Source organism: Aeromicrobium choanae (genome assembly GCF_900167475.1).
GTDB lineage: Bacteria > Actinomycetota > Actinomycetes > Propionibacteriales > Nocardioidaceae > Aeromicrobium > Aeromicrobium choanae.
The window spans coordinates 76,450-88,792 of the sequence record NZ_LT796768.1 but is presented as its reverse complement, the minus strand read 5'-3'; the positions used below and the strand labels follow the sequence as shown (position 1 = coordinate 88,792).

Genomic DNA, 12,343 nt, shown 5'->3' with positions numbered 1-12,343 from the left:
CGGATCGGGTCTAGCATCGGTCGGGTGGGATTGACCGGGGCGCTCAAGCGCGCTCTCATCGGACAGAAGCTGCGCACCTCCCAGATGGGCGAGACCCTGCTCCCCAAGCGAGTCGCGCTGCCGGTGTTCGCCAGCGACGCACTGTCGTCCGTGGCCTATGCGCCGGACGAGATCTTCCTGACCCTGTCGATGGGCGGGCTGACGGCGTACGCGTTCAACTGGCAGATCGGACTCGCGGTCGTCGTGGTCATGCTCACGGTGGTCGCCTCCTACCGCCAGAACGTGCGCGCCTACCCCAGCGGCGGCGGCGACTACGAGGTCGCGACCGTCAACCTCGGGCGCAACGCCGGGCTCACCGTGGCCAGTGCCCTCATGGTCGACTACGTGCTCACGGTGGCGGTCTCGATCTCCTCGGGCGTCCAGAACGCCGCCGCGGCGCTGCCGTTCCTCAAGGGGCACGAGGCCACGACCGCGGTGGGCCTCGTGGCGCTGCTGACCGCCATGAACCTGCGCGGCACGAAGGAGTCGGGGCGCGCGTTCGCGATCCCCACCTACCTCTTCATGATCGCGATCGCCCTGATGGCGGGCTGGGGCTACATCGAGTACGCCATGGGCACCCTGCCCGACGTCGAGAGCGCGAAGTACGACATCGCGGCCGAGGATCCGTTCACCGGCGCGATCTCCGGGATCGCGATGGCCTACCTGCTCGCGCGCGCCTTCTCGTCCGGCTGCGCGGCGCTCACGGGCGTCGAGGCGATCAGCAACGGCGTGCCGGCCTTCCGCAAGCCCAAGAGTCGCAACGCCGCCACGACCCTGCTGCTGCTCGGGACCATCTCGATCGCGATGCTGATGAGCATCATCGTGCTGGCCGACCTGATGAACCTGCGCTACGTCGAGGACCCGGCCCACCAGCTGCTCCTCGACGGACAGCCGGTCGGCGAGGGGTATGTCCAGGAGACCGTGATCGGCCAGCTCGCCGGCGCGCTCTTCCACGACGTGCCGCCGCTGTTCTACTTCGTCATCGCGTGCACGGGCGTCATCCTCGTCCTCGCGGCCAACACGGCGTTCAACGGCTTCCCGGTGCTCGGCTCGATCCTCGCGCGCGATGGCTTCCTCCCGCGCCAGCTCCACACGCGCGGCGACCGGCTCGCGTTCAGCAACGGCATCCTGGCCCTCGCGGCGGCCGCCTCGGTGCTCATCGTGGCCTTCGACGCCGAGGTCACCAAGCTGATCCAGCTCTACATCGTGGGTGTCTTCGTCTCGTTCACGCTGAGCCAGCTCGGGATGATCCGGCACTGGACGCGCCACCTGCGGACCGAGTCCGACCCGGGGGAGCGGGGCCGGATGCGGCGCTCGCGCGTCGTCAACGCCTTCGGCCTGGCGATGACGGCCACGGTGCTCGTGATCGTGCTGATCACCAAGTTCCTGGCCGGGGCGTGGATCGCGATCCTGGCGATGGTGGTCGTGTTCGTGATCATGCGCGCCATCGCCCGCCACTACGACCGCGTGGCGGTCGAGCTCGCCGTGGAGGACGCCGACGTCGCCCTGCCGGCGCGCGTCCACGGCGTCGTCCTCGTCAGCAAGCTGCACAAGCCCGCGATGCGCGCGATCGCCTACGCCCGGCTGGCCGGCTCCGGGACGCTCGAGGCGGTCACGGTCGACCTCGACCCGGACGAGACCGCCGAGCTCACGCGTCGGTGGGACGAGCTGAGGGTGCCGATCCCGCTGCGCGTGCTCGACTCGCCCTACCGCGAGGTGGTGCGCCCGGTGATGCGGTACGTGAAGGCCCGGCGCTCGCAGAACCCGCGCGACCTCGTCACGGTCTACGTCCCCGAGTACGTCGTCGGCCGCTGGTGGGAGCAGCTGCTGCACAACCAGACCGCCCTGCGCCTCAAGGCCCGCCTCCTGTTCGTGCCGGGGGTGCTCGTCGTCAGCGTGCCGTTCCAGCTGGCTTCGGCGAAGCGGATGGCCGCGACCGACTCGCGGCCCACCGCCGGCGACGTCCGGCGCGGCATCGGCAGGGAGGAACGGTGACCGGCGATCCCGTCGTCACGGTGGGGCCCGTCGCCCACGGTGGTCACTGCGTGGCCCGGCTGGACGGCCAGGTGGTGTTCGTGCGGCACGCCCTGCCCGGCGAGGTCGTGCGGATCCGCGTCACCGACCGGACGAAGCGCTTCCTTCGCGCCGACGCGATCGAGATCCTGGAGGCGTCGCCCGACCGGGTCACGCCGCCGTGCCCCCTGGCGCGCCCCGGCCTGTGCGGCGGCTGCGACTTCCAGCACGTCTCCCAGGAGGGTCAGCTGACTCTCCTGACCGACGTGGTCCGCGAGCAGCTCCAGCGGCTCGCCGGAATCGACTGGGACGGTCGCGTCGAGTCGGTCGGCCCCCTGCTCGACTGGCGCACCCGCGTGATCTGGTCCGTCGCCGAGAACGGGATGGCCGGCCTGCGGAGGCACCGCAGCCACGACGTCATCCCCGTGGAGGACTGCCCGATCGCGCATCCCGAGCTGCCCGACGTCAGCCGTCAGCTGTGGGACGAGCCCCGCGTGGAGACGATCGTCTCCTCCACGGGCCAGCGGCTGCTCGTGACGGACGCGAGCATCGGCGACGAGCTCGAGGGGCAGGTGGACGGCGTCGTGGCCTCCGACGGCACGGTCCGCGCCGGCACGGGGACCCTCGTCGAGGAGGTCGCGGGCCGGCGTTTCGCCGTCAGCGGGTCGGGCTTCTGGCAGGTGCACCCCGCGTCCGCCACCACCCTGGTCGACGCGGTCCTCGCCGGCGCCGACGTCCGGCCGGGCGACCGGGTCCTCGACCTCTACGCGGGGGCGGGCCTGTTCTCGGCGTTCCTCGGCGAGGCCTGCGCCCCGGGCGAGCTGGTGAGCGTCGAGGGCAACCGCCGCGCCTCGGCCGACGCGGGGGAGAACCTCCGCGACCTGCCGAACGCGGCCGTCGTCCACGCCCCGGTGGAGCGGGCGCTGCGGCGCGGCACCCTGGGGGCCAAGGCCGACGTCGTCGTCCTCGACCCGCCGCGCACCGGCGCGAAGGAGGCGGTCGCGGCCATCGCCGCGCTGGAGCCGCGACGGATCGTCTACGTCGCGTGCGACCCGGCCGCGCTCGCCCGCGACCTGGCCACCTTCGGCTCCCTGGGCTACGGCCTGGAGTCGCTGCGCGGCTTCGCGCTGTTCCCCATGACGCACCACGTCGAGTGCGTGGCGGTGCTTGCGCGGGCGTGACCCGTCCGGTTGAGTCACCACCGTGACGTACGCCGACCCCCACGCCTGTCCCGCCTGCCGGGGGATGATCAGCGACGCGATGACCTGTCCCCGCTGCGGGTTCGACCTCCGCTCTGTCGAGGCGCAGCGGCTGTGGGGGCTGTTCGTCGAGGCTGACCGGCTCGTGGCGCAGGGACGCGCGCGCCAGCAGGTCGCCGCGACGACGCCCGCTGCCGCTCCGGCGGGCTCCACGGCAGGTGCGGCGCCGCTCCCGACCGCCCCGATGGCGACGCCGACGCCGACGCCGGCTCGCACGTGGTCGACGGGCTCGATCCTGCTCGGCCTCGGCGCCGTGTGCCTGGTCGTCGCGGGCATCATCTTCGCGACCGTGGCCTGGGGCTCCCTCGGTGTCCTCGGAAGAGCCGCCATCCTGCTGGCGGTCACCGCGCTCGTCGCCGTCGCCGCCCGCTGGGCCACCCGCCGCGGGCTCGACAACACCGCCGAGGCCCTCTGGGCCGTCTTCCTCGGCTTCGTCACGGTCGACCTCCTGGCCGCCGTCGCCGAGGGACTCTTCGGGCTCGGCTGGTCCGACTTCGCCCTCGTCTCGGTGGTGTGGACCGCGGTGCTCGCCGCCGCGGGAGTGGCGATCGTCCGCTGGGGCGAGGCGCCGCTGGGTCGTCGCCTCGTCACCCCGCAGCTGGCGGCGGGCTTCGCGCCGTTCGTCAGCGCCCCGGCCGTGATGGTGAGGCTGGGGGAGCTGGGGGAGGGCGACGACCACTGGTTCTGGGCCGCCGCCGTGGCCCTCGTGCTGCCCCTCGCCGTGGCCGCCGTCGCCCATCGCACGCGCCTGCAGTGGATGCTGTGGCCCAGCGCGGTGCTCGTACTGCTCTTCGCGGTCGCGCTCGTGGCCCTCGCGATCGACGCGTCGCAGGCCGGGTCCCCGGTCCTGCGGCCGTCCGAGGCGCTGCCGACCGTCGCGCTGGCCGCCCTCGCCGCAGCCGGGGCCGTCGTGCTGCCCCGTCTTCGCGTCTGGCTCACCGCGTTCGCGGTGTCCGCCGTGCTCTACCTCGTGGGCGTCGCGGTCCAGGGCGGGGCGTGGAGCGCCGACGTCGCCACGTCGGCTGCGGGCCTGGCCGCCGTCGCGGTGGTCGTGGCCCTGCTCGCGTGGCTCGTCGTCCGTGAGGACGCCTGGTCCCTGGGCGCCCGGTGGGCCGCGGTCGCCGGTGGCACCGCCGCGCTGCTCTGGTGCGGTGCGGTGGCGTTCTCCAACGTCGAGCGCGCCGAGCAGGCCGGCTGGTTCTCCTCGCCCTCCGACGTGTGGGTGCGCCCCGACCAGCTCGACATCACCGAGGGGTGGTGGGTGCTGGCGGTCGCCGTGCCCCTGATCGCCGCATGGCTCGCCACGGCACGCTGGCCGTCCCCGACGCTCGCTCCGCCGGAGTGGCGGGTCCCGGTCGCCCTCGTCGCGGCCGGCGCCGCCGTGGTCACGGCGGTCAGCGCGTCGACCCTGCCGTTCCTCGTGCACGCCGTCGCGCTGGTCGCGGTCGGCGCCGCGCTGGCGGTGGCCCTGCGCAGCGCTCGCTGGGAGTTCTCGATCGTGCCCGTCGCCGTCGTCGCGCTCGCGATGGTCGTCGTGCCGCTGGGCGGCCCGGTCACCGCCTGGGCGTGGGGCATCGCCGCTGCCGGTGCTCTCGTGTGTGCCGTCGTGGGTCTCGAGGAGCCTCCGGGTCCCCGCCGGGCGATCTCGGCCGCCGCCGCCGGGCTCACCGCGTTCGCGATCGTGGCCACGGTCGCTCAGGTCGCCGACCTCGCCGACGTCGCCCCCGGCGCGTGGGGGCTGATCGTCGTGGGGGTCGCGGCGGGACTGCTGCTGTTGACGCTCGCGCTCGACGAGCTGCCTTGGCACCGTACGGCCGTGGAGGTCGTGGTCGCCGCGACGCTGCTCGTCACGGTGGTGCGCGAGGGCGACGACCTGGCCCTGGTCTCCCTGCTGCTCACGATCGGTGCGGTCGCCTCGGCCGTGGTGGGCCTGCTCGACGACGACCGGATCCACCTGCGCTGGGTCGCCGCCGGACTCACCGGCGCCGCCTGGGTGGCGCGACTGGCCGCCAGCGACGTGGAGACCGTCGAGGCGTACACGGCGCCGTTCGCCGTCGCCGTCCTCGCAGCCGGCTGGTGGCACCTGCGCTCCGACCCGACGAGTCGCACGTGGAGCGCCCTCGCGCCCGGGCTCCTGCTGACCTTCCTGCCGTCGCTGCCCCAGGCCCTGGAGGACCCGACGAGCCTGCGCGCGCTGCTGCTCGGCCTGGTCGCCGCCGCCTCCCTCGCCACCGGACTCGTCCTGCGGTGGGGAGCACCGGTCATCGCCGGAGCGGCGGTCCTGCTGGTGCTGGTCCTGGCGAACGTCGGCCCGACGGCCCTCGGGCTCCAGCGCTGGATCCTCATCGCGATCGCCGGGCTGATTCTGCTCGTGGTGGGTACCACGTGGGAGAAGCGAGTCGCCGAGGGACGCGCCCTGCTGGTGCGCATCGCGGCGCTGAGGTGAGGGTCACCTGAGCGGCGCGCCCTCGCACATCGTTTGATATCGTTTATCTTGACATCAAGATAACTGGGACTTAGGCCATCCTGAACGCCCCCGGGCGGCCCCACGGGGGGCAGGATGGGAACACCAGTGAAGGAGAAGCCCATGAGCGTCGACACTTTCCAGGCCAAGGACTCCTTGGCGGTCGGGGAGAAGTCCTACGACTACTACCGGCTCGATGCGGTCCAGGGCGAGGGACTCGACGTCGCCTCCCTGCCGTTCAGCCTCAAGATCCTGCTCGAGGCGCTCCTGCGCACCGAGGACGGTGCGGACATCACCGCCGAGGACATCAAGGCGATCGCCTCGTGGGACCCCGAGGCGGACCCCAGCAAGGAGATCCAGTTCACGCCCGCCCGCGTGATCATGCAGGACTTCACCGGCGTCCCGTGCGTCGTCGACCTCGCCACGATGCGTGAGGCGATGGCCGACCTCGGCGGCGACCCCTCCAAGATCAACCCGCTCGCGCCCGCCGAGATGGTCATCGACCACTCCGTGATCGCCGACGTCTTCGGCACGCCCGAGGCGTTCGAGCGCAACGTCGAGATCGAGTACGAGCGCAACGGGGAGCGCTACAAGTTCCTCCGCTGGGGCCAGGGCGCCTTCAGCGACTTCCGCGTCGTCCCGCCGGGCACCGGCATCGTGCACCAGGTCAACATCGAGAAGCTCGCCCGCGTCGTGTTCACCCGCGACAGCGACGGCGGCGTCGTGGCCTACCCCGACTCCTGCGTCGGCACCGACTCGCACACCACGATGGTCAACGGCCTGGGCGTCGTCGGCTGGGGCGTGGGCGGCATCGAGGCCGAGGCCGCGATGCTCGGCCAGCCGATCAGCATGCTCATCCCGCGCGTCGTCGGCTTCAAGCTCTCCGGCGAGCTGCCGCAGGGCGCCACCGCCACCGACCTCGTGCTGACGATCACCGAGCAGCTGCGCGAGCACGGCGTCGTCGGCAAGTTCGTCGAGTTCTACGGCCCCGGCGTCAGTGCCGTCCCGCTGGCCAACCGCGCCACGATCGGCAACATGAGCCCCGAGTACGGGTCGACCATCGCGGTCTTCCCGATCGACGGCGAGACCACGAAGTACCTCGAGCTCACCGGCCGCTCGGCCGAGGAGATCGCCCTCGTCGAGGCCTACGCCAAGGCCCAGGGCCTGTGGCACGACGCCGACCACGAGCCGCGCTACAGCGAGTACCTCGAGCTCGACCTCGCGGACGTCGTCCCCTCGATCGCCGGCCCGAAGCGTCCCCAGGACCGCATCGCGCTGACCGACAGCAAGACGGCCTTCCGCTCCTCGCTGCGTGACTACGTCGACCACACCGAGCAGCAGCTCAACGGGTACGACGAGGCGGTCGACGACTCGTTCCCCGCCTCCGACACGCCCAAGACGTCCACGTTCGCCAACGGCGGCGAGGGTCCGAGCGATCATGCGACCGGTGCCCCCGGTGAGCGGGTCCGCAACCCGCAGAGCGTCACGCTCGAGGACGGCACCTCGTTCGAGGTCGACCACGGCGCGGTCACCATCGCGGCCATCACGTCGTGCACCAACACGTCGAACCCGTCGGTCATGATCGGCGCCGGCCTGCTGGCCAAGAAGGCCGTGGAGAAGGGCCTGCAGCGCAAGCCGTGGGTCAAGACCACCCTGGCGCCGGGCTCGAAGGTCGTCACCGACTACTACGAGAAGTCGGGCCTGAACGTCTACCTCGACAAGCTCGGGTTCAACCTCGTCGGCTACGGCTGCACCACGTGCATCGGCAACTCCGGTCCGCTGATCCCCGAGGTCAGCGCTGCCGTCAACGAGGGCGACCTGGCCGTCACCGCGGTGCTCTCGGGCAACCGCAACTTCGAGGGCCGCATCAACCCCGACATCAAGATGAACTACCTCGCGTCCCCGCCGCTGGTCATCGCGTACGCGCTCGCCGGCTCGATGGACGTCGACCTGTTCAACGACCCGCTGGGCCAGGACGCCGACGGCAACGACGTCTTCATGAAGGACATCTGGCCGTCGCCGTCCGAGGTCGAGGACGTCATCGCCAGCTCGATCGACGCCGACACCTTCAGCCGTGAGTACGCCGACGTGTTCGCCGGTGACGAGCGCTGGCAGAACCTGCCGACCCCCGAGGGCGACACGTTCGCGTGGGACGAGGACTCCACCTACGTCCGCAAGGCGCCGTACTTCGACGGGATGGGCCTGGAGCCCGACGCCGTCACCGACGTCGAGGGCGCTCGCGTCCTGCTGAAGCTGGGCGACTCGGTCACGACCGACCACATCAGCCCGGCCGGTGCGATCAAGAAGGACAGCCCCGCCGGCAAGTACCTCATGGAGAAGGGCGTGCAGCCGCGCGACTTCAACTCGCTCGGCTCGCGCCGCGGCAACCACGAGGTCATGATCCGCGGCACGTTCGCCAACATCCGCCTGCGCAACCAGATCGCACCCGGCACCGAGGGCGGCTTCACCCGCGACTTCACCGCCGACGGCGAGGTCACCTCGGTGTTCGACGCCTCGCAGCACTACCAGGACGCCGGCATCCCGCTGGTCGTCCTGGCGGGCAAGGAGTACGGCTCGGGCTCGTCGCGCGACTGGGCGGCCAAGGGCACGGCGCTGCTGGGCGTCAAGGTCGTCATCGCCGAGTCGTACGAGCGGATCCACCGCTCGAACCTCATCGGCATGGGCGTCCTGCCCCTGCAGTTCCCCGAGGGCCAGACGGCCGAGTCGCTGGGCCTGACCGGCGAGGAGACCTTCACGGTCACCGGCGTCACCGAGCTCAACGACGGCACCACGCCGCGCACAGTCAAGGTCAAGGCCGACGACGTCGAGTTCGACGCCGTCGTCCGCATCGACACCCCCGGTGAGGCGAACTACTACCGCAACGGCGGCATCATGCCGTACGTGCTGCGCTCGCTGCTCGACTGAGCGAGACGCCCTGAGCTGCCCGCCACCGCTCCGGTGGCGGGCAGTTCTGCGTCACGGGGTGTCCGGTGCGGCCGCGGATGGTGGGATGGGGGAGTGACGATCCACTCGGAGCACCCGTTCGTGCCGGCCGACCGCGACAAGGACGCCTTCCGCCGGCTCCGGGGCCGCCTCCCCGCGCCGGTCACGATCGTCGCCACGGGCACGGGCCGCGCCCGCGCCGGGCTCACGGTCTCCTCCGTGCTGCTGGTCGACGGGGAGCCGCCCCGGATCGAGCTGCTCGTCGACCCCGACTCCGACCTGGGGGAGTCACTCGAGGTGGGCGCCCGCGCCGCCGCCAGCGTGCTGCAGCCCGGCGACGACTACCTCGCCGAGGTGTTCGCGGGCCTGGCGCCCGCCCCCGGAGGCATGTTCACGGTGGGCCGCTGGGCCGACTCCGCGTGGGGACCGCGCCTCGAGGAGCGTTCGTGGTGCGGGCTCACGGTGGACGAGCTGACGGAGATCGGCTGGTCGCTGCGCGTGACGGGAACCGTCCACGAGGTCGCTGTCGAGGCGGCCACCGGGGCGGCCCACGCCCGCGGCCGCTTCCACGACCTCGGCTGACGGCCGGTCGCGAGGCCGCGCTGGTCGGGCGTCGTTACGATGGAGGAATGGCGTCAGTGCTCAGTTCCGTGTCCGGTCCCGCCGACCTGCGACGCCTGGACGACGAATCGCTGACGCGGCTCGCTGCCGAGGTTCGTGAGTTGCTGATCGAGTCGGTGGCCGCCAACGGCGGGCACCTCGGTCCCAATCTCGGCGTGGTCGAGCTGACGATCGCGCTGCACCGCGTCTTCGACTCCCCGAACGACAAGATCGTGTGGGACACCGGACACCAGGCGTACGTGCACAAGATGCTCACCGGCCGCGCCGACCAGTTCGGCGACCTGCGCAAGGAGGGCGGCCTCTCTGGCTACCCCAGCCACGCCGAGTCGCACCACGACTGGGTCGAGAACTCGCACGCCTCCACCTCGCTGTCCTACGCCGACGGCCTCGCGCGCGCCAACGCCGTGCAGGGCAAGGACGACCACGTCGTCGCGGTCATCGGTGACGGGGCGCTCACCGGCGGCATGGCGTGGGAGGCCATCAATAACATCTGCGCCGACAACTGCCGGCGGGTCGTGATCGTGGTCAACGACAACGGCCGCTCGTACACGCCCACCGTGGGCGGCCTGGCGAACCGCCTCACGCAGATCCGCACGAACCCGCGGTACGAGCCGGCCCTGAGCGCGATCCGCGAGCGGATGACCACCGGGCCCAAGGTCGCCGGAGTCGCCTACGAGGCGCTCCACGCGATCAAGAAGGGCTTCAAGGACGTCCTCGCCCCGCAGGGCATGTTCGAGGACCTCGGGATCAAGTACCTCGGGCCCGTCGACGGTCACGACCGCAGGGCCATGGAGCAAGCGCTGACGGCGGCCCGCAACTTCGCTGGTCCCGTGCTCGTCCACGCGATCACGACCAAGGGTCACGGCTACGACATCGCCGTCGCCAACGAGAACGACCAGATGCACCAGGCGACCCCGTTCGACCGCGCCACGGGCGAGGCCATCAGCATCGCGCCCGCCGGCTGGACCTCCGTCTTCCGCGACGAGATCGTGCGCATCGCCGACGACCGTCCCGACGTCGTGGGCATCACCGCGGCCATGCTGTACCCCACGGGACTGGACGCCTTCGCCGACAAGTTCCCCGACCGCGTCCTCGACGTCGGCATCGCCGAGCAGCACGCCGTCACCAGCGCGGCCGGCATGGCGATGGGTGGCCTGCACCCGGTCGTCGCGGTGTACGCCACGTTCCTGAACCGGGCGTTCGACCAGGTCCTCATGGACGTGGCCCTGCACCGCCAGGGCGTCACGTTCGTGCTCGACCGCGCCGGCGTCACGGGCGACGACGGTGCCAGCCACAACGGCATGTGGGACCTCTCCCTGATGCAGCTCGTGCCCGGGCTGCACCTGGCCGCCCCGCGTGACGGCAGCCGGCTGCGCGAGCTGCTGCGCGAGGCCGTGGAGATCGATGACGCGCCCAGCGTGGTGCGCTTCGCCAAGGGCCCGGTGGCTCCCGACCTCGAGGCCGTCGACCGCGTCGGCGCGGTCGACGTGCTGCACCGGTCCGACGACGCGCAGGTCCTGGTCGTCGGCGTGGGCACCATGGCCGCGATGGCGGTCGACGTGGCCCAGCGCCTCGAGCAGGAGGGCGTGTCCGCGACGGCGATCGACCCGCGCTGGATCAAGCCGCTGGACCCGGCTGTGCTCGACCTGGCCGCCGAGCACCGCCTCGTCGTCACGATCGAGGACAACGGCCGCCAGGGCGGCGTGGGGTCCACGATCCTGCACGCCGTGAGCGACCGGGGCCTGGACGTGCCGGTGCGGATCCACGCCGTCGCGCAGGAGTTCCTCGACCACGCGAAGCGCGACGTGATCCTCAAGCGCCTCGGCCTGACCCCCGAGTCGATCACGCAGGACGCGCTGGCCCGGCTCGGGGAATGTCCCGAGGGTGACCGGCGTTGACTCCGAAGTGGTTCTCACGACGACGTTCCGATGAATACGAGCGCGACCCGATCCCGCTGATCGTCGCCCTCGACGGCTTCCTGAGCGCGGGCTCCTCCTCGGTCCTCGCGGCCGAGCAGCTGCGCACCGGCGAAGGCGAGGTCGTGCACGAGTTCGACCTCGACTCGATGTTCGACTATCGCGCCCGGCGGCCCCCGATCACGTTCCGCCGGGACCACTACGTCGACTACGTCGAGCCGGTTCTGCAGATCACTCGTCAGACCGACCGCGTGGGCACGCCGTACCTGCTGCTCGCGGGCCCCGAGCCCGACTTCGGCTGGGAGGCCTTCGCGGCCGAGACGATCGACGTCATCAGCGAGTTGGGCGTCCCACTCACGGTGGGCCTGGGCGGCGTGCCGATGGGCGTGCCGCACACGCGGCCGCCGCTGCTGACGATGCACGGCACGCGGCCCGAGCTGGTCGACCGGAAGAACTTCTGGAACGCCGAGGTCACGGTGCCGTCGTCCGCGCAGTCGCTGCTGGAGTTCCGGATGCGTGAGCACCGGCTCGACGCGATCGGCTACGTGGTGCACGTGCCCCACTACCTCGCGCAGATCGAGTACCCGACCGCGGCGATCGCGCTGCTGGAGGCCGTGGGCCTGCGCCTGGGCCTCGAGTTCGACCTCGAGGACCTCCGGGCCCGCCAGCCGGAGTCGATCACCGAGATCGAGCAGCAGATCGCCGAGCAGGACGGCGAGCAGGTGCTGGCCGGCCTGGAGGAGCAGTACGACATCTTCAGCCGCGGCGCGGCCGAGTCGCTGCTCGCCGACGACGCCAGCCTGCCGACGGGCGACGAGCTCGCGAGCCAGCTGGAGCAGTTCCTTGCGCGCCAGCGCAAGGACGATCAGGGCTAGCCTGGCGCGCCAGCGCAAGGACGATCAGGGCTAGCCAGCGCTGCGCGTGATCTCGATACACCGCCTCGCTTCGCTCGTCGGCACTCGATCGCCGGCGGCCCGGGCCAGTCAGCGCTGGGCGCGACGCTCGATCGCCGGCCACCGGTGATCGAGTGCCGGGGCGAGCGCAGCGAGCTCCCGGTGTATCGAGATCACCTGTGACGACGGTTACGG

Annotated in this window: 7 protein-coding genes; all 7 read left to right on the top strand. The window is 71.8% G+C overall.

What is annotated here, in order from left to right; translation table 11 throughout:
• Positions 1–24: 24 nt before the first annotated feature.
• The 7 genes from B5D60_RS00420 to B5D60_RS00390 all read left to right on the top strand — a co-directional run bounded on the left by B5D60_RS00420 (position 25) and on the right by B5D60_RS00390 (position 12,130).
• Entirely contained in the window at positions 25–2,034 is a 2,010-nt protein-coding gene (locus tag B5D60_RS00420) for an APC family permease (RefSeq protein ID WP_407922762.1), read from the top strand.
• Positions 2,031–3,233 (top strand): class I SAM-dependent RNA methyltransferase, encoded by a 1,203-nt coding sequence (locus B5D60_RS00415; protein WP_078698315.1) that lies wholly within the window; start codon positions 2,031–2,033, stop codon positions 3,231–3,233. The genes B5D60_RS00420 and B5D60_RS00415 overlap by 4 nt, the downstream gene beginning before the upstream one ends.
• A 22-nt stretch (positions 3,234–3,255) precedes the next feature.
• Positions 3,256–5,757, top strand: coding sequence for an SCO7613 C-terminal domain-containing membrane protein (locus B5D60_RS00410; RefSeq protein ID WP_153302804.1), 2,502 nt, complete (start codon positions 3,256–3,258; stop codon positions 5,755–5,757).
• A 141-nt stretch (positions 5,758–5,898) separates the two neighbouring features.
• Positions 5,899–8,700, top strand: coding sequence for an aconitate hydratase AcnA (gene acnA, locus B5D60_RS00405; RefSeq protein ID WP_078698313.1), 2,802 nt, complete (start codon positions 5,899–5,901; stop codon positions 8,698–8,700).
• 93 nt (positions 8,701–8,793) lie between these two features.
• Positions 8,794–9,300 (top strand): flavin reductase, encoded by a 507-nt coding sequence (locus B5D60_RS00400; RefSeq protein WP_172806206.1) that lies wholly within the window; start codon positions 8,794–8,796, stop codon positions 9,298–9,300.
• 47 nt (positions 9,301–9,347) lie between these two features.
• Positions 9,348–11,237 carry a 1-deoxy-D-xylulose-5-phosphate synthase gene (dxs, locus tag B5D60_RS00395; protein WP_078698311.1) on the top strand — a complete coding sequence of 630 codons (1,890 nt, stop codon included), beginning with the start codon at positions 9,348–9,350 and terminating at the stop codon, positions 11,235–11,237.
• Complete coding sequence (locus tag B5D60_RS00390; RefSeq protein WP_078698310.1) at positions 11,234–12,130, top strand: proteasome assembly chaperone family protein; 897 nt, start codon at positions 11,234–11,236, stop codon at positions 12,128–12,130. Before dxs ends, B5D60_RS00390 begins: the two co-directional genes overlap by 4 nt.
• The last annotated feature ends 213 nt before the right edge of the window (positions 12,131–12,343 follow it).